This is a genomic window from Nocardia sp. CWNU-33 (genome assembly GCF_046764895.1).
Taxonomy (GTDB): domain Bacteria; phylum Actinomycetota; class Actinomycetes; order Mycobacteriales; family Mycobacteriaceae; genus Nocardia.
Genome location: NZ_JBKOQN010000010.1, coordinates 22,307 through 42,611 on the forward strand (window position 1 = coordinate 22,307; position 20,305 = coordinate 42,611).

Annotated in this window: 19 protein-coding genes and 1 riboswitch; of the genes, 8 read left to right on the top strand and 11 right to left on the bottom strand. The window is 67.4% G+C overall.

Annotated elements, in window-relative coordinates; genetic code table 11:
• Positions 1–12: 12 nt before the first annotated feature.
• A complete protein-coding gene (gene dacB / locus ACLMAL_RS15680; RefSeq protein WP_411999910.1) occupies positions 13–1,419 on the bottom strand; it encodes a D-alanyl-D-alanine carboxypeptidase/D-alanyl-D-alanine-endopeptidase in 1,407 nt (468 codons plus the stop codon).
• Positions 1,420–1,628: 209 nt separating this feature from the next.
• Between dacB and ACLMAL_RS15685 the strand changes: the two genes are divergently transcribed.
• Complete coding sequence (locus ACLMAL_RS15685) at positions 1,629–2,120, top strand: inorganic diphosphatase (protein ID WP_328408466.1); 492 nt, start codon at positions 1,629–1,631, stop codon at positions 2,118–2,120.
• Positions 2,121–2,207: 87 nt separating this feature from the next.
• On the opposite strand, the gene ACLMAL_RS15690 is transcribed toward ACLMAL_RS15685, so the two are convergent.
• Together ACLMAL_RS15690 and ACLMAL_RS15695 are read right to left on the bottom strand one after the other, a co-directional pair.
• Entirely contained in the window at positions 2,208–5,246 is a 3,039-nt protein-coding gene (locus ACLMAL_RS15690; RefSeq protein WP_411999730.1) for an AfsR/SARP family transcriptional regulator, read from the bottom strand.
• Positions 5,247–5,401: 155 nt separating this feature from the next.
• A complete protein-coding gene (locus ACLMAL_RS15695; RefSeq protein WP_411999731.1) occupies positions 5,402–5,641 on the bottom strand; it encodes a hypothetical protein in 240 nt (79 codons plus the stop codon).
• A 291-nt stretch (positions 5,642–5,932) separates the two neighbouring features.
• Between ACLMAL_RS15695 and ACLMAL_RS15700 the strand changes: the two genes are divergently transcribed.
• Both ACLMAL_RS15700 and ACLMAL_RS15705 read left to right on the top strand, forming a co-directional pair.
• Entirely contained in the window at positions 5,933–7,117 is a 1,185-nt protein-coding gene (locus ACLMAL_RS15700; RefSeq protein WP_411999732.1) for a serine hydrolase domain-containing protein, read from the top strand.
• Between the two features lie 55 nt (positions 7,118–7,172).
• Positions 7,173–8,681 carry an alpha/beta fold hydrolase gene (locus tag ACLMAL_RS15705; protein ID WP_411999733.1) on the top strand — a complete coding sequence of 503 codons (1,509 nt, stop codon included), beginning with the start codon at positions 7,173–7,175 and terminating at the stop codon, positions 8,679–8,681.
• A gap of 134 nt (positions 8,682–8,815) precedes the next feature.
• Here the strand turns inward: ACLMAL_RS15705 and ACLMAL_RS15710 are convergent, their stop codons facing one another.
• From ACLMAL_RS15710 to ACLMAL_RS15730, 5 genes are all read right to left on the bottom strand, one after another.
• A complete protein-coding gene (locus tag ACLMAL_RS15710; protein WP_411999734.1) occupies positions 8,816–9,460 on the bottom strand; it encodes a response regulator in 645 nt (214 codons plus the stop codon).
• The gene (locus tag ACLMAL_RS15715) at positions 9,448–10,698 is read right to left on the bottom strand and encodes a sensor histidine kinase (protein ID WP_411999735.1); all 1,251 of its coding nucleotides are present in this window, start codon (positions 10,696–10,698) and stop codon (positions 9,448–9,450) included. Before ACLMAL_RS15715 ends, ACLMAL_RS15710 begins: the two co-directional genes overlap by 13 nt.
• Before the next feature lie 132 nt (positions 10,699–10,830).
• Complete coding sequence (locus tag ACLMAL_RS15720; RefSeq protein ID WP_411999736.1) at positions 10,831–12,681, bottom strand: MDR family MFS transporter; 1,851 nt, start codon at positions 12,679–12,681, stop codon at positions 10,831–10,833.
• On the bottom strand, positions 12,678–13,184 hold the full coding sequence (locus tag ACLMAL_RS15725; protein WP_411999737.1) for a MarR family winged helix-turn-helix transcriptional regulator: 507 nt from the start codon (positions 13,182–13,184) through the stop codon (positions 12,678–12,680). The genes ACLMAL_RS15720 and ACLMAL_RS15725 overlap by 4 nt, the downstream gene beginning before the upstream one ends.
• An 89-nt stretch (positions 13,185–13,273) precedes the next feature.
• Positions 13,274–14,095 (bottom strand): crotonase/enoyl-CoA hydratase family protein, encoded by an 822-nt coding sequence (locus ACLMAL_RS15730; protein WP_411999738.1) that lies wholly within the window; start codon positions 14,093–14,095, stop codon positions 13,274–13,276.
• Between the two features lie 197 nt (positions 14,096–14,292).
• Between ACLMAL_RS15730 and ACLMAL_RS15735 the strand changes: the two genes are divergently transcribed.
• The 3 genes from ACLMAL_RS15735 (at position 14,293) to ACLMAL_RS15745 (ending at position 15,790) form a co-directional block, all read left to right on the top strand.
• Positions 14,293–14,607, top strand: coding sequence for a 2-oxo-4-hydroxy-4-carboxy-5-ureidoimidazoline decarboxylase (locus tag ACLMAL_RS15735; protein WP_411999911.1), 315 nt, complete (start codon positions 14,293–14,295; stop codon positions 14,605–14,607).
• A gap of 49 nt (positions 14,608–14,656) precedes the next feature.
• The gene (locus ACLMAL_RS15740) at positions 14,657–15,127 is read left to right on the top strand and encodes a YbaK/EbsC family protein (RefSeq protein WP_411999739.1); all 471 of its coding nucleotides are present in this window, start codon (positions 14,657–14,659) and stop codon (positions 15,125–15,127) included.
• Between the two features lie 111 nt (positions 15,128–15,238).
• Positions 15,239–15,790 carry a flavin reductase family protein gene (locus ACLMAL_RS15745; RefSeq protein WP_411999740.1) on the top strand — a complete coding sequence of 184 codons (552 nt, stop codon included), beginning with the start codon at positions 15,239–15,241 and terminating at the stop codon, positions 15,788–15,790.
• A gap of 6 nt (positions 15,791–15,796) precedes the next feature.
• Here ACLMAL_RS15745 and ACLMAL_RS15750 read toward each other — a convergent pair whose 3' ends face one another.
• A complete protein-coding gene (locus tag ACLMAL_RS15750) occupies positions 15,797–15,949 on the bottom strand; it encodes a hypothetical protein (protein WP_411999741.1) in 153 nt (50 codons plus the stop codon).
• Between the two features lie 34 nt (positions 15,950–15,983).
• A complete protein-coding gene (locus ACLMAL_RS15755; RefSeq protein ID WP_411999742.1) occupies positions 15,984–17,306 on the bottom strand; it encodes an aminotransferase class V-fold PLP-dependent enzyme in 1,323 nt (440 codons plus the stop codon).
• Between the two features lie 46 nt (positions 17,307–17,352).
• A riboswitch (SAM riboswitch) is annotated at positions 17,353–17,466 on the bottom strand.
• A 139-nt stretch (positions 17,467–17,605) separates the two neighbouring features.
• Between ACLMAL_RS15755 and ACLMAL_RS15760 the strand changes: the two genes are divergently transcribed.
• Positions 17,606–18,250 (top strand): LysE family translocator, encoded by a 645-nt coding sequence (locus ACLMAL_RS15760; protein ID WP_411999743.1) that lies wholly within the window; start codon positions 17,606–17,608, stop codon positions 18,248–18,250.
• A 1-nt stretch (position 18,251) separates the two neighbouring features.
• Here ACLMAL_RS15760 and ACLMAL_RS15765 read toward each other — a convergent pair whose 3' ends face one another.
• Positions 18,252–19,670 (bottom strand): DHA2 family efflux MFS transporter permease subunit, encoded by a 1,419-nt coding sequence (locus tag ACLMAL_RS15765; RefSeq protein ID WP_411999744.1) that lies wholly within the window; start codon positions 19,668–19,670, stop codon positions 18,252–18,254.
• An 83-nt stretch (positions 19,671–19,753) separates the two neighbouring features.
• On the opposite strand from ACLMAL_RS15765, the gene ACLMAL_RS15770 reads away from it, so the two are divergent.
• Entirely contained in the window at positions 19,754–20,176 is a 423-nt protein-coding gene (locus tag ACLMAL_RS15770; RefSeq protein ID WP_411999745.1) for a MarR family winged helix-turn-helix transcriptional regulator, read from the top strand.
• Positions 20,177–20,305 lie beyond the last annotated feature (129 nt).

A 20,305-nucleotide genomic window follows, 5' to 3' on the forward strand; every position in this document is an offset into this window, starting at 1 on the left:
GTCATCCACCCGTCATGAGCATCCACAATTGCGCAGCGTGCCTGCTATCGCGTCCAACGCGGGCCTGCTGGCCTCCGGCGGCCGCTCGTTGGACATCAACGCGAACGTCAGCACCCGTCCATCGTGGTCGAGTACATAACCCACCAACGTGCTGGCCACCGACAGAGTTCCGGTCTTGGCGCGTACCCAACCCGCGCCCGCCCGGTCCCGACTGACGTAGCGGCCTGCCAACGAGCCGGTCGCACCTGCCACCGGCAGGTCATCCAGTAGCGGCGCCAAAGTGACCGCGAGCCGATCGGTTTCGGGCCTGGCCATGGTGTTACTCGGCCGCACAGCGCTGGATCCGCTCGGCTTGGCCGCGGTCGCCAGGATCTTGTCGAGCAGCCGCGGTGGCACCCGATCCTCCGTCGAGAGTCCACTGTTGTCCTGCATGGACATTCCGGTGAGATCGAATCCGGCCCGGCTCAGCGCGGCGGTCACCGCGGCGACCGCCCCGGTGAACGACGGCTCGGCTCCGGTCGCGGCCGCGATCTCGCGGCCGATCGCCTCGGCGAGCACGTTGTCGGAGTGGACCATCATGTCGCGCAGGCGGTCCCGCAGCGGTGCGGACTGCACGCTCGCGATCTGCTGCGCACCGGGCCCTGCCGTGCCGATACGGACCCGGCCCGGGTCGAGGCCGAGTTCGGTGGCGAGTCGCCGTCCGGCGTCCAGCGCCGGGGTCGCGGTGCGCGGGGAGTATTCGACGAGGGGATCGAGCCTGCCGCCGTCGATCATCACCGGTTCGATCGGCGCGATCGAACCCTCGGGGATATCGACGGGTTCCCAGCCCGGCGCCATGGTCGGCCCGGCGAACGCGGAGATGTCCACCACGATGGTGTCCACCGCGCGGCCCGCCGCGTGGATCTGGGCCACCAGGTCCGAAAGGCGCGGCCCGTTCGGGTAGTAACCCCTGCCGTCGGGCTGCGCGGTCAGCGTCGGATCACCGCCACCGACCAGCACCAGCTCGTTCGGCGTCGAGCCCGCCACCACGCGAGTGGTCACCCGATGGTCCTGCGGCAGCGTGAGCAGCGCGGTGGCCGTGGTCAGGATCTTTGCGGTGGAGGACGGGATCATCGGCTTGTTCGCGTCACCGCTCCACAGCACGGTCGCACTGTCGGCATCGCTGACCGATCCGGCGAACGCGCCGAGATCCGGATTACCGACGACGGCGGCGAGCGCAGCGGCGATGCCTGCGGGGGTCGGCGCGGGCGCATTCGACGGCGCGGGCGCAACCTGCGGGAACGGCCGGACCGGTGCGGGCGGGGCCGCGATCGTCAGCCCGCCGTGCCGGAATTCATCCGTCCACGGCTTCAGGGCAAGCAGCACTGCTCCGCTCGCCACCAGCAGCACGACCAGGGCAATCGAGAATCCGACCCACATGTTGCGGCGCCGCCGGGCGGCCAGACCACCGATATTTTTACTGCTCCGACCAACCACGTCCCGCCGTCTCTCCTCAACGCGGCCGCCTGCCGCACCCATGTGCTCGCCGACCACACTATCCTCGTTGCGCAACCGTTCCCCCGAACAACCTGACAAGTCGGCAGTTCGTGCCTGCTCGGCTCATACATGCATCGAAAGAAGGAGATGGCGTGGAGTTCGACGTCACCATCGAGATCCCCAAGGGTTCCCGTAACAAGTACGAGGTCGATCACGAGACCGGCCGGGTCCGGCTCGACCGGTTCCTCTACACATCCATGGTTTACCCGGCCGACTACGGCTACATCGAGAACACCCTCGGTGAGGACGGTGACCCGCTGGACGCGCTGGTCCTGCTCCCCGATTCGGTGTTTCCCGGCGTGCTGATCGAGGTGCGCCCGGTCGCGATGTACAAGATGACCGACGAAGCGGGCGGCGACGACAAGGTGCTCTGCGTTCCCGCCGGCGACCCGCGCTGGGACCACATCCAGGATCTGGCCGATGTGCCGGAGTTCGAGCTGGCGGCGATCAAGCACTTCTTCGAGCGCTACAAGGATCTCGAGCCGGGCAAGTTCGTCAAGGGCTCGGAGTGGGTCGGCCGCGCCGAGGCGGAGGCCGAGGTGGAGGCCTCCTTCAAGCGGCTGCAGGACAACGGCGGCCACTGATTCCCCGGCGTACAAGAGCGGGAAGTCCAACGCGAGCGGACTTCCCGCTCTTGTCGTTTCGATCCTTCCGACCCTCCGTGCACCAGGTCACGGGCGCTCCATGACGCGCAAGTGACGGGATCGACGACGCTCGGCGATGACCTGATCCACATGTTCGCGCAGCAGCAGCACGATCGGCGCTTCCAGCTCGTGGTCGAGCCGCTCGTGGGTGAGATGCGCATCCTCCATCGGTGCGAAGATCTCGGCGGCCGCCCGGAACACCCGAGCGGAGTCCGCCGCCCGTCCGAGCCCTTGCAGGATCACACCATGCAGCACCAGCACTCGTGCGCGGTGCAGCGGACCGGTCGCCCGTGTCAACGCCCGCACCGCGCCGTCGACGACCGGCTCGGCCTCGGTCAACCTCCCCGCCATCAGGTACACGTGGGCAAGACGGGCCAGCGCCCAACCCTCCCGCAGCAGCACGCCACTGGCCCTGGCCAGCCGAACCGCATCACCGCACAGCGCCACTGCGCCGCGATGATCGCCCTGATAGCTGCGGCTCACCCCCAGCTCATGCGTGGCAAGCGCCTCCAGCGCAGGATTGCCGATCGCGGCGGCCAGCGCCATGGCGCTGCGGGCGTGTTCCTCGGCCTCGGCGAATCGACCGGCGTCGGACAATGTCTTGCCCGCGTGCACCAGGCAGGTGCATTCGATCGCCGGATCGCCGACGCGACGCGCCAATCGGATCGCGCGGTCGACATGCGCGAGCGACGCGGCGGCCTCGACGCCCATTCGAGTGGACGAGGCGAGCAGTTGCGCCGCAAAGGCCGTCAGCCTGGCATCGGTGCCCGAGTCACCGCCCAGGGACAGCGCGATCCGCTGATGATCGCGACCCGCGCGTATCGCACCGAGCGCGTAGGTGAAGATCGCGCCGAGCGCGACCCTGACCCGGCATTCGACCGCGCGGTCACCCTCGAGCAGCGCCGCGTCGAGCAGCAGTTCCAGGGCCCGCGCCAACTCCTGGCAGTTGGGCCCGCCATCGATCAATTCCGCAGTGGCCCATGCGATGTCGGCGGCCACCGGCAGCCCGGCCCCGCCCACCTGCGCGGCCTGTTCATACAGCGAGACCAGATTGGGGCGTTCTGCGCTCAGCCACGCCTGCGCGGCCGTGCTGTCGGCGAAGGACATCCCCTTCGAGCCGGTGCTGCGCAGATGCTCCGGCAGTCGAGTGCCCGGATTGCACACTGTCACTACGTTTTTCACGGTGGCGAGATAGTGATCCAGCAGCCGTGACAGCGGTCCGGACGCGGGATCGGCGGCGGGGCAGGGCGGTAGGTCACGCGCGAACAACCGCGAGAGATCGTGATAGCTGTACCGGCCGGGTGCGGTGGACTCCATCAGGTTGAGATCGACAAGGGATTCACACACCTGCTCGATCAGCACTCGGTCCGCACCCAGGATCGCGGCCGCACCGTCGAGCGAAATCTCGGCGACGCCGGGCACAGCCAGCATCCGAAATGCTGTGGCCTGTTCGGCATGCAGCTGGTCGTAGCTCAATTGGAACGCCGCTTCCACGGCCAGATCGCCGGTGCGCAACAGCCCGAGACGCTGCTGCTCGTCGATGAGCCGTTCGGCCAGGCAGCCGACGGTCCAGCTCGGCCGTGCGGCCAGCCGCGCCCCGATGATCCGCACCGCGAGCGGCAGCCCACCGCACGCGGTGATCACATCTTCCACCGCAGCGGGCTCGGCGGCGACCCGATCGACGCCGACGAGGGTGGCCAGCAGGTCGCGCGCTTCGTCCCGACCGAGCAGACCGAGGCGGACGTCGAGTGCACCGGGTAGCTCGGCCATCGCCGATCGGCTGGTGATCAGCACCGCCGAACCGGGCGTGCCGGGAATCAGCGGGGCGACCTGCTCGGCGTCGCGCGCGTTGTCCAGCACGACGAGCACGCGCCTGCCGTCCAAACAGCTGCGGTATTGGGCCGAGCGCTCTGCAAGGGTGGGGGCGATCTCGCCCTCGGGTACTCCGAGGGCGCGCAGGAAATCACCGAGGGTGTCGATGGCAGGCGTCCCGGAACGCTCGGTCCCGTGCTGCCCCGGCGGGTGCGCGAATCCATGCAGATCCACATGTAATTGCCCGTCCGGGAACCGGTCTCGAATGCTGTGGGCGATGTGCACAGCGAGCGCGCTCTTGCCGATCCCGCCCATGCCGCCGATCGCGCAGACGGGGACGGCACTGCGGTCGGTGCGGGTGAGCCGGTCGGTGATGCGCCGGATCGTCTCGGCCCGGCCGGTGAAGTCGGCGATGTCGGCGGGCAGCTGGGCGACCCGCATCAGTGCGCGACGGGCGCCGGGCAGTGACGCCGGCGCCTCCTCGACAAGTCCCGGTGCAGGCAGCTCGGCGCACAGCATGCGCTGGTGCAGATCAGCCAGCCGTTTATCCGGTTCGATGCCGAGCCGCTCGATGAGCATGTGCCGAGTGTCGGCGTACACGGCGAGCGCTTCCGCTCGGCGGCCCGCGTGATACAGCGCGGTCATCAGCAGTGCGCGGGTCTGTTCGCGCATCGGATGTTCGACGCTGAGCGGCGCCAGTTCGGCGATGGCTTCGGTGTAGCGGCCGAGCCGCAGGTCGAGTTCGATGCGTTGTTCGAGCAGGGCGGCGCGGCGTTCGATCAGGTGGGTACGCTGCCGATCGGCGTAGGGACCGGGCAGGCCGGCCAGCGGCGTGCCCGACCACAAGCGCAGCCCGGAATCCAGTCGCTGTCTTGCCGATTCCACTCTGTCGAGAGTGTCGGCCCCGCTGAGCTGCGCGAGGCAGTCCTCGACGAGCTCGACATCGACGGCGCCCGGCTCGAGCCGCAGCATGTATCCGCCGCCGACGCCGACGAGTACGGTGGGTGGCGCGCCGGCCCGGCGATCGGGTTCCAGGGCCCGGCGCAGGTGCAGGATGTGGTTGCGCACCGCACCGACCGCGCTCGGTGTCGGATGCTCGCCCCACACGCCCGCCACCAGCTCATGGACGGTCGCCGCGCGCCCGTGGCGCAGCAACAGCGCGACCAGCAGCGCCCGACGCTGCCTGGATCCGAGGTTGATTTCCGTCTCGCCGCGCCAAGCACGAACCTCACCGAGCACAGCGAACCTCAACATGTATTCCCATCTCCGACCACTCCGCGACACACCAATGAGCATCGATGACCCTGCACCATCGAAATGACACTCAATCAGAGCATTGATGAGATTTTCATGACGGCGAAAGGGACACCCGGCATGGCCGAATGTCCCTCTCTGGTCCGCGGATTCGATCAGTAATAGATGTACAGATCCCAGCCGCTCCAGGTTTCCACGCATTCCCAGTACCAGCCGCCGGTAACGGGGGATTCACCGTCGGCACGGCAGCCGCCGTAGGTCGCGTAAGTGCCGTAGTAGTAACCGGTCGCGGTCGTGCGGTACTCCGGTGCGGCCGAGGCACTCGCTGCAGTCGACACCCCGGCGACGGCAGCGGTGGCCAGCAGGCCCGCGGCAAAGAAGGATTTGAGACGCATTTCATTTCTCCTGAAAAGCGAGGTTGATTCTGACCGCACTCACGTTATGGAGTTCGAGTGCCCTGAACAGCCACCCCTAGGGTTCGATCGACCAAGCCCTCGGGAGGTTTCACCTTCGCCACCCGAAGCCGAAACCGTCGGTGGTAGTGCTGGCACTACCGCGCCACCCCCGCAGCCGGTACCCCGAATTCGGGTACGCGTGGCATGGGCGGTGTACGCCGGAATTCCTAGGCTCGAATCCGAAAGGGAGCACTGACGACTCCCGGGCTCAACTGGAGGAAATCACTGCTCATGAACATCATTCGGCGAAATTCCACCAGGGTCGCGCTGTCCGGAATCGCAGTCGGGGCGATCTTCGCCGCGACCGCATGCAGTGCTGACACCTCGACGCCCGCCACCCCGACGGCGGCGCCGTCTCCGGCGCTCGTGCGGGCATTGGACCAGGTCGTCGCGAGCGGCTACCCCGGCATTCAGGCGGTCATCGACGGCCCCGGCGGGCATCGAGTCCTGACCGCCGGAGTCGGCGATCTGCAGACCGGCACTCCATTCGCCGCGGACGCACAGGTCCGGATCGGCAGCAATACCAAGACCTTCGTGACAACGGTGCTCCTGCAGTTGGTGGCCGAAGACAAGGTGCAGCTCGACGCCCCCATCGAGCAGTACCTGCCCGGCGTGGTGCAGGGCAATGGGAACGACGGCCACCGAATCACGGTGCGGCAGTTGATGCAGCACACCAGCGGCATCCCCGACTACCTCGGTCACGGCACGGTCGACGGCGGCATGGCGAGCGGGGGCACCCAGCTCGACCCCACCTCCGAAGCCATCCGGTGGCAGCGCTTCGAGCCCGCGGAGCTGGTCCGCAGGGCGATGGCCATGCCGCCGAATTACGAACCCGGCGCGCGCGCCGAGTACACCAACACCAACTACATCGTCCTCGGCATGCTGATCGAGAAGGTGACAGGTCGATCGCCCGCCGCCGAGATCACCCGCCGGATCATCGAACCGCTCGGCCTGCGGGCGACCTACTTTCCCGCGCCCGGCGACACCGGAATCCGCGATCCGCATCCGGCCGGATACCACTCGGTCGAGGGGAAGCGCGTCGATTTCACGAACACCGAAACCTCCTGGGCCGGCGCAGCGGGCGCGATGATCTCGACCGGCGCGGAGGTAAATCGGTTCTTCAGCGCGCTACTCGGCGGAAAGCTTTTGCCCGCGGCGCAATTGGCCGAAATGCAGCGGACCGTGCCCTTCGACCGCGAGCCGGGAGCCGGCTATGGACTCGGGCTGATCCATCGCCCCGTGCCCTGCGGCAAAGAGGTCTGGGGACACGGCGGCAGCATCCCCGGCTTCGAGGTCCGCACCGGCGTCGCCGCCGACGGCACCGCGGTCGTGGTGTCCACGAATCAACTGCCGACCAACCAAGCGGAGTTCGACGCGGTCGAGAACGTCTTCAAGGTCGCCATCTGCGGCGACTGACCCACGAAACCCACGCCCCCACCTTCGTATTCGATCGAGCATCGGAGAATCGACAGTGAAACGCCATAAGGCGACGATGGCCGTCCGGACCACCTTCGCCGCTCTCCTCGCGGGCACCGGTCTGGCCTGCGCCGCCCCCGCCGATGCCCACGGTCCGACGCTGGATCGCTTCTACAGCCAACAGCTGCAATGGAAATCGTGCGACGACCCACGCCTCGACCCGGCGGGCGCGCAATGCGCCGATATCTCGGTGCCGCTGAATTACTCCGAACCACAGGGCGAAACGATCACGGTGGCGATTTCGCGGATGGCCGCTACCGATCCGGCGCAGCGGCATGGAGTAATGCTGTCCAATTCCGGCGGCCCCGGTGGCCCCGGACTCGATTTCATGGTCGAGGTCAGTGCGGGCATGACCCCCGACGTGCGGGCCCGATACGACCTGATCGGCATGGATCCGCGCGGTGTCGGGCGCTCGTCGCCGCGAGACTGCCATTGGCCGCGCGGCTTCGGCTTGCAATCCGCCGGGATCGATGCGGTCGGTTTCGCGGAATCCGTTGCCACGCAAGGTGATCTGGCCGCCCGCTGTGCCGCCACCGAAGGCGAGCGCCTGCGATACTTCACCACTCGCAACACCGCGCGGGACATGGATGTGATCCGCGGCGCGCTCGGCGCCGAGAAAGCCAGCTACTTCGGCACCTCCTACGGCACCTACCTCGGCGCGGTTTTCACCCAGATGTTTCCGGAGCGCAGCGACCGGATCGTGTTGGACAGCAGCGTCGATCCGGACCGGTACGGCACGGTCGGCATGATGCAGGACATGGGCCCGACCAACGAGGCCGCGCTGGACCTGTGGGCAGACTTCATGGCGGCCGACGACGGCAAGTACCACTTCGGCGCCACCCGCGAACAGGTCCGCGGCAAGATCGTCGACCTGATCCGGCGCGCGGCCGCGGACCCGATCCGGCTGGGCGAGTTCGCCATCGACGACCACACACTGCCGATGATGCTGTTCATCGGACTGGACGACCCGCGCAACTATGAAAAGCTGGCCGGGCAGATCCGTCAGGTCGCCGACGCTGCCGAAGGCAAACCGGTCGAGATCGCACCGGAACTCGACGCCATGTTCTCGTTCATGCTCGACGCGAAGCCGCGCGACAATTCGGCCCAGATGGCCATCATGTGCGGTGACGTCGCAACGCCTCGTGACCCAACCCTGTACTGGCGCAATATCGAAGCCGGTCGCGCGACCCAACCGGTCTTCGGCGCGTTCGTCAACAACATCACCCCGTGCGCCTTCTGGGCGCCGCCCGCCGAACCGCCGACCCAGGTGCGCAATGCGGTCCCCGCCCTGATCGTCCAGTCCACCGGCGACACCCGCACCGCCCACCAGGGGGCGGTCGCCATGCACCGCGACCTGTCGGCGTCCCGCATGGTCACGTTGCAGGATGTCCCGATCCACTGGATCTTCGGGAACTACCCGAACATCTGCACCTACGACGTGGTGAACACCTACCTCCGCGACGGCACCCTGCCCGCCGCCGACCTCACCTGCCGAGCCGACTGACACCGCCGCACCATCGTCCCGGCAATCTCGGGACCCGGGTGCGCCATGACTGCGCCGTTTGCCGGAACAGCGGAGAGATAATCGCCTGAGCCGCACCGAGGTTCAGGCGATTCGGCGCGCCCGGCCTGTCACGATCACGCGTTCAGATACGCGAGCACGGCGAGCACCCGCCGGTGGCCCACCTCATCGGCCGACAGCCCGAGCTTCGCGAAAATACTGCGAATGTGCTTGTGCACAGCACCTTCGCTGACCACCAGCCGCTCGGCGATCGTCGTGTTGTTGTGTCCCTCCGCCATCAGCGCGAGCACCTCCCGCTCCCGGGCGGTGAGCGCGCCGAGCGGGTCATCGGCGGTGCGGCGCACCAGTAATTGCGAAATCACCTCGGGGTCCATCGCGGTGCCGCCGTCGGCGACCCGGCGCAGCGAATCCAGGAAGCGGTCGACCTTGCCGACTCGCTCTTTGAGCAGATAGCCGACGCCGCCCGCACCGTCGCCGAGCAGTTCCGCGGCGTAGCTGTCCTCCACATACGACGACAGCACGAGCACCGGAAGGCCCGGGTGGATGATGCGGGCACGCACCGCCGCACGCAGCCCGTCGTCGGTGAAGGTCGGGGGCAGCCGGACATCGACGACGACGGCGTCCGGTCGATCGGCGGCCACCGCGGCAAGGAAGTCGTCGGCATTGTCGACCGCCGCGACCACCTCGATGCCCGCGGTGCTCAGCAGGAGCACGAGACCCTCGCGCAGCAGGGCATCGTCCTCGGCAATCATGACCCGCACGGCAGCTCCACCCGCAACACAGTAGGGCCACCGTCCGGACTGGTCAGCTCCATCCGGCCGTCGAGCGCTTCGGCCCGCCGCCGGATGCCTGCGAGCCCGCCGCCGTAGGCCTCCCCGGCGCCGCCGACGCCGTCATCGCAGACCTCGATCGCCAGCACCTCCGGCGCACCACCGAGCACGATCGAAATGGATTCGGCGCCAGAGTGTTTGGTGGCATTCGTGAGCGCCTCGGCAATGACGAAATAGGCGGCTGCCTCGACAGCGGCGGGCCGCCTGCCCACGTGGCTCAGGTCGAGCACGACCGGGATGGCGCTGCGGGCGGCAAGCGCCGAGATCGCACTCGCCAGACCGCGGTCCGAGAGCACCGGCGGGTACACGCTGCGCACCACATCGCGCAGCTCGGCCAACGCCGCCGTCGCGGTGTCCTGCGCTTTGCGCACCAATCCCTGTGCCGCCGCCGGATCCTGTTCGCGCAGTTGGTCGGCCAGGCCGAGCTGCATGATCACCGCGGCGATCCTGGCCTGTGCACCGTCGTGCAGATCGCGTTCGATCCGACGCAACTCCGCGCCGTGCGCATCCAGCGCGGCCGCCCGTGTCGCGGTCAGCGCCGCCACCCGGTCGGCCAGTAGGACATCCTCCGGTGGGCAGAGCAGTATCTTGGCCGCCGTGGCCTGCCATCCCGCGATCACGGGCAGTTGTAAGGCCACGGCTCCGACCGGCACCGAGATCAGTATGCTCAGCAATGCCGTCGGCCACGAGTCGACCACGATACCGAAGTTGGCGATCGAGCCGGCGGGAACCAACCGCCAATACGCCGGAATCACCAGCTGATTGAGCGCGCTCAGCGGCAGCGCGACGGCCAGCACCCCGACATAGATTCCGGTCACCGCGTGCAGCAGCAGCCACCCGATATCGCGGCGATTGGCCGGATCGGTGAATGCGGTGGCAAGCTGCCTGCGCAGGTCGCCTTCCATCGGCCGATAGACCGCTTCGATGGGCTCGCCGAGCCGCCGAGCCGCCCTGCGACGTTCGACTCCGATCAGGGGTCGCAGTACCCGCAGCGCCTCGGGTATCGCCGGAATCCCGACACCGACCAGGCTCAGCGCGACCACCAGCAACAGTCCGATCACGGCGAAGAGGGACAGGACCGAGGTGACGCCACCGATGACCAGGTAACCGATCGCCGACGGCAGCCGCCGCAGCCGGTCCCGGAGGTAGTGCATGGTCAGCGCACCCACGACATCGTCACGACGCGACCGTAGCCCACGCTGCTCGCGCCGATGCCCGCACCGCCGGACCGCCCCACCGGGAACTGCCGCCGCCCGACACCGCCGAGACTGGCGGAACCGGGCGGCGACAGGGTCGGTTGTTCACGCCGAATCAGCGCTACCTACCGATTTCGTTCCGACACCGTTCGAACTGGCGGCACCGTTCGAACTCGCCGCGCCGTTGGCCGACGTCGCCACGGCCTCGACGGCCTCTTCCGACGGATTCAACACCTCGCCACCCGCGAGTGGCAGTCCCGTGCGTTCCACGGCATCCGGTCCCGCACCGTTCGCCGATTCCGCTGCGTCGCCCTTGGCCGCCTGGATTCCGCTCATCATCCGCAGCGGCACCTCCTTCCAGAACAGCACCAGGATCAGCGCGAGCAGCGCGACCGCGGTCGCCGTCAGGAACACCGTCGACATCGATTCGGCGAACCCGACCTTGAACGGCCGCGCCAGATCGGGGTTCAGCTGCTGGATTATCGAACTGTCCTTCAGCACATCACTCGCCGCCGACGTGTCCTGTGCGAGCAGGCCCTTCGCGAGTGCGGCATCGGCGGGGTTGCTGCTCTGCGCGCCCTGGACGACCGCGTGCTGGAAGGTCGGATCGGTGGCCGCGGACTTCATCTCGGTGGAGATGTTCGGGGTCAATTGTGCGAACAGAATCGAGAGGAACACCGCGACACCCAGCGTGCCGCCGATCTGCCGGAAGAAGGTGGCGGCAGCGGTGGACACGCCCATGTCCTTGGGCGGCAACGCATTCTGCACCGCCAGGGTCAGCGGCTGCATCAGGTTGCCGAGGCCGAAACCGGTGCAGGCCATGAAGATCATGACCAGCCACAGCGGGCTGTCGGCGTCGAGGAAGTGCAGTAGGAACAGACCGAGCGTCAGCATCGACGCACCGATCAGCGGGAAGGCCCGGTAGCGGCCGGTACGCGAAATCAGCTGTCCGGATACGACCGAACCCGTCATCAGCCCGAGCACCATCGGCAACATCTGCAGACCTGCCAGCGTCGGGCTCGCACCACGCACCACCTGCAGGTACTGCGGCAGCAGCGAAATACCGCCGAACATCGCGGCGCCGACAACGAAGGAAATGACAACGCCCAGCGCGAAGGTGCGGTTGGAGAACATCCGCAGCGGGATCAGCGCCTTGTCCTTCAACACCTTCTCGACCAGCACGAACCCGACGATGCCGAGCCCGCCGATCAGGTAGCAGAGCACCGAACGCCCACTGCCCCAACCCCATTCGCGGCCCTGTTCGGCGACGATGAGCAGCGGCACCAACCCGACGGCGAGCACGAACGCGCCCCACCAGTCGACCCGGTCCGTGGATTTCGGGCGCTTGGGCAGCTTGAGCACCTTGGATACGACGCCGAGCGCGATCAGCCCGACCGGCACGTTGACCAGGAAGACCCAGCGCCAGCCGCTGACCCCGAGAATCGTGTCCTGACCTGCGAGCACGCCACCGAGCACCGGGCCGACCACGCTGGAGGTGCCGAACACCGCGAGGAAATACCCCTGGTACTTGGCGCGTTCACGCGGACCGACGATGTCACCGAGGATGGTCAGCGCCAGCGACATCAAGCCACCCGCGCCGAGTCCCTGGAAGGCGCGGAACGCCGCGAGCTGGTACATCGACTGCGCCATTGTGCACAGCAGCGAACCGACCACGAAGATGGTGATCGCGGCCATGAAGAACGGCTTGCGGCCGAACATGTCGGACAGCTTGCCGTACAGCGGCGTCGCCAGCGTCGCGGTGATCAGGTAGGCCGTGGTCGCCCAGGCCTGCATCGAGTAGCCGTTGAGATCATCGGCAATGGTGCGGATCGCGGTGGACACAATGGTCTGGTCCAGCGCCGCGAGCAGCATGCCGAGCATCAGGCCGCTGAGGATGGTCAAGATCTGCCTGTGGGTGAAACCGGTGGACTCCTCCACGGTTGCCGGTGCGGTCACGAATCGTTCTCCGTCTCACTGTTGTACAAGTCCTGGTTGCTGCGAATGGCCGCGAGCATGGCGGGCTTGGCCTGCTCGAAATCGTCGACGAACTGCCGGAGCAGCCCGGCGAAGAGGGCCCGGTCCTGCGGCGTCCAAGCCGCCATCACCCTGGTCAGGTTTTCGTGCCTGCGCCTGCGGATCTGCTCCGCGACAGCGCGGCCGCGCTCGGTGACGACCAGCACGGTGGCACGGCCGTCGGATCGATCGGCCTGCCGCTCGACCAGCTGCCGCTCCACCAGCTGCGCGACCTGTCGACTGACCGTCGAGGCGTCCGAATGCACCGCCTCGGCAAGTGCACCCGAGCGCATCGGTCCGTCGCAGAGCAGCCGGAACAGGATCGCGAATGCCGCGGGATCCACGCCGTCGCTGGTGCGCAACTGCGCCGCGACCCGGTCGCGGTGCCGCTGTAGCCGCGTGAGCTGGATCGCGATCGTCTCGACCGACTCATCTTCAGCGTCCACTCGGCCTACCTTTACTTGCGTGAATCAATTAGTTGTGTGATGCAAGTATGTAGATGGGCCTGCGGCCAGGGCAAACGTTTTACCGGCCTTTACCGGCCCTTGAACTCCGGTGCCCGCTTCTCGAACACCGCCTGAACGGCCTCGGTGAGGTCCTCCGAGGGCAGGAATGCGGAATTCCACGCGGACACATAGCGCAACCCAGCGGCCACCTGATCCTTGGTCCGCTGCTCGAGCACATCCTTCGCGCCCTGCACCACCAGCGGCGGGTTCGCCGCAATCTCGCGTGCCGTGGCGTGTGCCGCGTCGAGCACCGCCTCCTGATCGGCGAACACGTCGTTGACGAGGCCGATCTTCTCGGCACGCGCGGCGTCGATGTCCTTGCCGGTGAAGGCGAGCTCGCGCAGCTGCCCCTCACCGATGATGCCGGGCAGCCGGTGCAACGACCCGATATCGGCGACGATCGCCACCTTCGCCTCACGCAGGCTGAACTTCGCCTCCGCGCTCGCGTAGCGGATATCGACGGCAGCGATCAGGTCGAGCCCGCCGCCGATGCACCAACCCGACACTGCGGCGATGACCGGCTTGCGGCAGTCCGCCACCGCGGTCACCGCGGCTTGCATCCGGCGCACCTCGTACAGGAAATCGGTGCGCGGCGCGGCGAACGCCTTATCGGCCAACAACGAACCGAACGTGCCCGCCATCGCGCCCAGGTCGAGACCATAGGAGAAGTGCTTGCCGGAACCGGTGAGCACGATCGCGCGCACCTCGGGGTCAGCGTCCAGGCCACGGAAGATCTCCGGCAGCTCACGCCAGAAATCCGGGCCCATCGCATTGCCCTTGCCCGGACCGATCAGCGTCACCTGGGCGACGTGGTCCTTGGTTTCGACGGTGAAGGCCTGCCAATCAGTCATTTGTACAGCGTATCCAGCCGAACGGAGACCAAGACTCGGGATCCCGGAAATGCCGGCACCAGCCGGCACTGCACAGGGAACGCCGCATGTAAATGCTGTGCAAAGAACGGTGCGGCGCGCTGGTCCTCGTCCGACGCCGGCTCCATGATGGAACGAATCAGCAAACTTGCTCACCGGGCTCGGAGGTCATCGTGCTGATGCATCAAGGAATCGGTCTCGACAGCTTCAATACGATCAGTCGCGGCCGAGCCGTTCATGCCCTGTACGAATGCTGCTGCAATGTCACCTGGGCAACCACGATCGCCGACGCTCGTCCGTTCCCGGACCGGGATGCACTGCTGGCCAAGGTCGATGTCGAACTACTCGCGCTCTCCCAGCCCGATCTGAATCGCGCCTTCGATGCGGTTGTGCACGAACAGTTCTCGCAGCGCGTCGTCACCGAGCTCGCACGTATCACCCGGGCGCACATCGACACCATGCTCGGGCCCTCCGACGGCTACCCGGATTACTGACCGATTCACTTGCCCGGCGTATCGCCCGCAATCGCTCTACCCTTGTTTCATGCGCAGGTCCCTACCACCGGTCGCATGCCGGGTCGCGGACACGTTGATCGCGCGCGGCCATCACGGTGTCATCGTCACGCAGCCACCGACACCCACCGCCGCCGATGCCGCGCGGGCACTCGGCGTCGATGTGGGGGCAATCACGAAATCACTCGTGTTCCTGCTCGACGAGGACCCGGTGCTCCTGCTGGTTTCCGGTGCGCATCAGGTCGATCTGCGCAACACCGGTGAGCGGCTCGAGGGAACCCTGACCCACGCCCCCGCCGCGATGGTGCGGGAGGTCACCGGCCAGCCGATCGGCGGCGTCGCTCCGGTCGGCCATCCCACCAACCTGCCGACCTGGGTCGATACCGCACTCTCCGAGCATCGCGAGCTGTGGGCCGCAGGCGGGCATCCGGACACCGTGTTCCGCACGTCTTTTCGCGAACTGGTGCGCATCACCGCCGGACTTCCGATCGACGTGGATTGAATCTGGACCGGTTGCGATTACTCCATGCGAGCAGCGCAGCAGCCGGCGCGAACAGCAATCGAACAACGACGCCGGCTCCCATCACCCTCGAACCGGGCGTAGCTTCGACCTGTGACCGAAGCACAACGGCCCGCCTCGAATTTCCGGATTCCCGACGATCTGAGCGGCATCACCGCCGAGCAATACCGCGCCTCCATGCGCCACTATCCCGCGGGCGTCACGGTCGTCACGCTCTGCTCCGAGAACGGCCCGGTCGGCTTCACCGCGACATCCTTCGCGTCATTGTCGCTGCAACCCCCGCTGGTCTCCTTCAATATCGCGCACACCTCCTCGAGCATCGCCGCTCTGTTGAAAGCCGACTCGGTGGTCATCCACTTCCTCGGTGAACACCAGCACCACCTGGCCCAGCGCTTCGCGCGCGCCGCGGAGGAACGTTTCACCGACCGCTCACTGTGGACCACCCTCGACACCGGTGAGCCGGTCCTGCACGGCACCCCCATCTGGGTCCGCGCCGTCATCCAACAGCTCATCCCCATCGGTGACCACACCCTCGCCGTCGGCCTGGTCACCCGTGTCCACGACAACACCGATGAAAAACCGGCCGCCGCGCCGCTGCTCTATTACAACGGCCGCTACCACCGCCCGAGCGCCCTCGGCGAATGAGCCCGATTACCCGACGTCCAGCGCGCTGAAGAAGATCTCGACCGGGAAGAGCTCGCTGAGTCGCAGCACATCCTGGTGTGTCTCCGCGAGCCGATAACTTTGGCTGGCCCAGTCGAGGCGATACTCCTGGATGATCTCGACCCGCCGTTCGGCGTCCAAGTGCACGACCAGATAGATCGGTATCCCAGACCGGTCAGCCGATGCGGCAGGGTGCGGCGCCGACTGTGGTGTCGGGGCTGGTGAAGGGGCGGGTTTCCGGGGTGGGGTTCCAGAGGCCGTCGGTGGCGGCGTAGTTCCAGCCGGCGCCGGATTCGACGAGGGTGGCGATGGCATCTACGAGGCGGTCGACGTCGGTGGAGCTGGTGCCGAGGCCGATGCTGGCGCGCAGTGCGCCGTCGAGACCGAGGCGAGCCAGCAGCGGGTGGGCGCAGAAGCGGCCGTCGCGGATGCCGATGCCGTGTTCGGCGGAGAGATAGGCGGCTACGTGGCCGGGGACGAAGCCGTCCAGGGTGAAGGCGACGATGCCGACGGTGTCGGGGCTGTCGTCCCAGATACGCAGCAGGTTGACGCCGGGGATGGCGGAAAGGCCCGCGCGGAGTCGGTCGGCGAGCAGGCGTTCATGGGTGGCGAGGGTTTCGGGATCGATCGCACAGAGCGCGTCGCAGGCGGCGGCGAGCGCGGCCGCGCCGAGGACGTTCGGCGAGCCTGCCTCGTGGCGCTGCGGCGCGGGTGCCCAGTCGGCACCGGTGGTGCTGACCTCGCGAACCGCGCCGCCGCCTGCCAGATACGGATCGGCGGCATCCAGCCAATCGCGGCGCCCGACGAGCACACCCGCGCCGTACGGCGCGTACAGCTTGTGCCCGGAGCAAGCGAGGTAGTCGATGCCGCTGTCGCGCAGGCTGATTCGGCGATGCGGAGCCAGCTGCGCGGCATCGACCAGGATGCGCGCGCCGCATTGGTGCGCGATGGTGGCCAGCCGCTCCAACGGCAGCACCTCGCCGGTGACGTTGGAGGCACCGGTGACCGCGAGCAGCGCGGCGGGCTTGCTGCACAGTTCGGCGACCAGCAGCCGGATGGTCTCGGCCACGGTATCGGCGGCGCGGACTACGCGACGACCCTTGCGTGTCCACGCCAGGAAGTTGGCGTGGTGCTCAATATCCAGCACCACGGTGTCGCCGGGCACGCACGCGGCGAGCAGGTTCAGCGAGTCGGTGGTGTTGCGGGTGAACACCACCACCTGGTCGTCGTCGGCATCGAGGAACCTGGCCACCGAACCACGAGCCGCCTCGTAGCACTCGGTGGAGATCCGCGAGGCGTAGCCCGCACCGCGGTGCACGCTCGCGTAGAACGGCAACAGCTGCTGCACCCGGTCGGTGACCTGCGCCAATGCCGGTGCGCTCGCGGCGTAGTCGAAGTTCGCGTAGGTGGTCGTTCCGCCCTGGACGAGCGGCACCCGGAGGTCGTCGCCGGAGACCCGGGCGAGGGCGACACAGGTCTGGTCCACAACAGCAGTCATCACGAAATCCCGTCGGTTATGGGACCCGGAACCAAGGGGGTTTACGAGTCCGCGCTTGCCGCGCCCGGTCGGGCGGCGGCCAGGTCGTCACCTGGAGCACCCCACCGCGGAGGAGGGTTGCCGACCAGCTAGCCAGGGCTTGATGCTGGTACTCATGACCTGCACCGAGACTGGCAGACCGCACCGGCGGCTGTCAACCGGAATCGGAAAAACGGCGGCCGCGGCCAAGGCCCGGCGAGCATGGTTTCGGCACGTCGAAACCGGTTGCGCAATGTCGTGATCTGCGGTCCCATCGGTGGGTGACGCTTTCCCTGCTGCTCAGTTTCGTCGGCCTGTGTGTACTGCTGTCGATCACGCCCGGCCCCGATTCGTTCCTGGTGCTGCGCTTCTCGATCGTGGACGCGCGACCCGGAATCGCGGCGGCGATCGGATCGGCGCTCGGCGGCATCGTGTGGGCGTTTGTGGTCGCGGCGGGCGTCGCCGCGGTGCTGGAGCAGTCGGCAACGGCCTATCGCGCGCTCAAGATCGTCGGCGGAATCTACTTGGTGTACTTGGGAGTTCGGGCGCTGATCGATCACCGGCGACAGCGACGTGCTACCTGCGACCCGGCCGAAGCGGTTACCACGCAGGCGAATTCCGGAGCTCCCACCTCGATTCGCTCGGCATTCGCCGCCGGGCTGGTGTCGTGCATGTTCAACCCGAAGGTCGGCCTGTTCTACCTGGCGGTGCTACCCCAGTTCCTCACCGACGTCACCTTCGCCAACACCCTCGCCCTCGGCGCGGTCGAATCGAGCATCGCCGCGGTGGAGATGGTGCTGCTCGCGATCGCCGCCTCGCGTGCCGTAGCGATGCTGCGCAAGCCGAAGGTCCGCGCTCGCCTGGAGCAGGCGAGCGCGGCCGTCCTCGCGGCGCTCGGCATCGGCACCGCGGCCTCCGCCGCCTAGGTCACCCTTTTTCCTTGCGCCACAACAGGATCGAGGCAACGAGCGCGACAGCTCCCGCTCCGGTGAGCCACCAGAACGACCGCTGGAAGCCCACATCGACGGACGCACCCGCCGCGGCCGCGCGGTAGAGGACGACCGCCATCAATGCCGCACCGACAGCGCCACCCACCCGCTGCAAGATATTGACGAACGATGCGGCATCCGGGAGCTGCTCGCGACCCACCGCCGCATAGGCTGCCGCCACGACGGGCATTCCGGTCAGTCCCGCCGCCACACCCCTGACCAGCAATAACGCTTGCACCAGCACAGAATTCAGCGAGGCGTCCGACAGCGCGAACGGCACGGTGGTCGCGACGATCAACGCATTGCCTGTCACCGCGACGACACCACCGCCGTAGCGGTCGGTCAGCCGTCCCGCGACCGGCATCGCGACGATGCCGCCGAGACCGAATGCGAGCAGCAACAGTCCGGTGGCTATCAGCCCTTTGCCATGCAGTAGCTGGAAGTACAAGGGCAGCAACAGCATCGACCCGAACATCACCACGCCGGCGAAGAAGTTGGCCACGTTCGCGGTCGCAAAAATCGGATTGCGGAACAAGCCGACATCGAGGACCTTCGGCCCATGCTTGCGCACCGAGCGCAGCACGAAGCCACCGAGCGCCACCACACCGACCAGCACGGGAACCCACACCGACACCGCGGAAGACCTGCCCCTACTGCCGAATTCGCCGAGTCCGTAGACCAGCAGCGACAGCCCGGCCCCGATCAGCACGAACCCCGCGACGTCGAACGGCTCGCCGCTGCCGCGCACGTCCTCGCGCGGCAGCACGCGCCGTGCGAGGACGAATGCCACCGCGCCGAACGGAATATTGATCAGGAACAGCCATTCCCACGACAGCTGGGCAAGCAGCACGCCGCCGATGGTCGGCCCGATCGCGGGCGCGGCAACCACCGCGATCCCGACCACGCTCATCACCCGCCCCAGCCGTTGCGGGCCCGCGACCCGGCCGATCAATGTCTGCCCGGCGGGCACCAGCAGCCCGGCGGCCAATCCCTGCGCGACGCGCAGCGCGATGAGCCAGCCGATATTCGGAGCAAGCGCGCAGAGGCCGGAGACAACCGTGAAAGCAACCAACGCACCGAGCCACACCCGGTCCGTCCCGAATCGCCGACCGAGCCACCCGCACAGCGGCAACGTGACCGCGAGAGCGAGCAGGTAGGCGCTGGCGATCCACTGCGCACTGTCCAGCGATGCGCCGTGATCGCGCGCGATCACGTTGAGCCCGATATTCACCAGCGAGGTGTCCAACATGCTCATCACCGCGCCGAAGACGACGACGCCGGCTACCCGCCACACCTGCGCGGTGATCGGTTCCAGTGTGGTTCGACCTGCGGTGACCGCGTTCCGAGTGTCCGTCATGGACCTCTCCCAAAATCTGTTGAGAATGTAGATTGCGGAGATTATCAACAATCTTGCCAGTCAACAATGGGTAGAATTCCGGGATGTCCGCCGACTCCGCGCACCCGCCCGGCCTGCTGCGTTTCCCGACGTATGTGTTCGGCAAGCTGAATCAGGCACTCAAAGCCGAGGTCGGCTCGTCACTGCGCGATCAGTGGGTGCTGGTTCACCTGGAAGACAACGACGAGCTCAGCCAGCAGCAGGTGTCGGACGCGCTGCACATCGATCGCAGCGAGGTCGTCCGGATGATCGACGGACTGGAGCAGGCGGGGTTCGTGGTCCGCACGCGCGATCCGGGCGATCGCCGCAAATACCGCCTATCCATCACCCAAGCCGGAAGAGCCGAGCGGCGCCGCACCGACGAGCTGATCGAACAGGCCACCACCGAGGTGCTGCGCCGCCTCGACGACGAGGAACGCAAGACCCTGCATCGCCTGGCGCTGAAAGCCCTCGGATACGACGACTGAGCGGACCGACCACCCGGTTCGTTGACCGACTAAAGCCCGGTACCGCAGGTACCGTGGACTGTTGGTCACCATGGCGTTTGCCGATTGGTAACCCTCTTGTGAAACAACACTCGTGAAGCGCTAGGCAGG

What these genes read in the sequence shown, in the direction of transcription:
- dacB (WP_411999910.1), bottom strand. Translation starts at nt 1,419, where the DNA reads ATGTGGGTCGGATTCTCGATTGCCCTGGTCGTGCTGCTGGTGGCGAGC.
- ACLMAL_RS15690 (WP_411999730.1), bottom strand. Translation starts at nt 5,246, where the DNA reads ATGTTGAGGTTCGCTGTGCTCGGTGAGGTTCGTGCTTGGCGCGGCGAG.
- ACLMAL_RS15695 (WP_411999731.1), bottom strand. Translation starts at nt 5,641, where the DNA reads ATGCGTCTCAAATCCTTCTTTGCCGCGGGCCTGCTGGCCACCGCTGCC.
- ACLMAL_RS15700 (WP_411999732.1), top strand. Translation starts at nt 5,933, where the DNA reads ATGAACATCATTCGGCGAAATTCCACCAGGGTCGCGCTGTCCGGAATC.
- ACLMAL_RS15730 (WP_411999738.1), bottom strand. Translation starts at nt 14,095, where the DNA reads ATGACTGATTGGCAGGCCTTCACCGTCGAAACCAAGGACCACGTCGCC.
- ACLMAL_RS15735 (WP_411999911.1), top strand. Translation starts at nt 14,293, where the DNA reads ATGCATCAAGGAATCGGTCTCGACAGCTTCAATACGATCAGTCGCGGC.
- ACLMAL_RS15740 (WP_411999739.1), top strand. Translation starts at nt 14,657, where the DNA reads ATGCGCAGGTCCCTACCACCGGTCGCATGCCGGGTCGCGGACACGTTG.
- ACLMAL_RS15755 (WP_411999742.1), bottom strand. Translation starts at nt 17,306, where the DNA reads ATGACTGCTGTTGTGGACCAGACCTGTGTCGCCCTCGCCCGGGTCTCC.
- ACLMAL_RS15765 (WP_411999744.1), bottom strand. Translation starts at nt 19,670, where the DNA reads ATGACGGACACTCGGAACGCGGTCACCGCAGGTCGAACCACACTGGAA.
- ACLMAL_RS15770 (WP_411999745.1), top strand. Translation starts at nt 19,754, where the DNA reads ATGTCCGCCGACTCCGCGCACCCGCCCGGCCTGCTGCGTTTCCCGACG.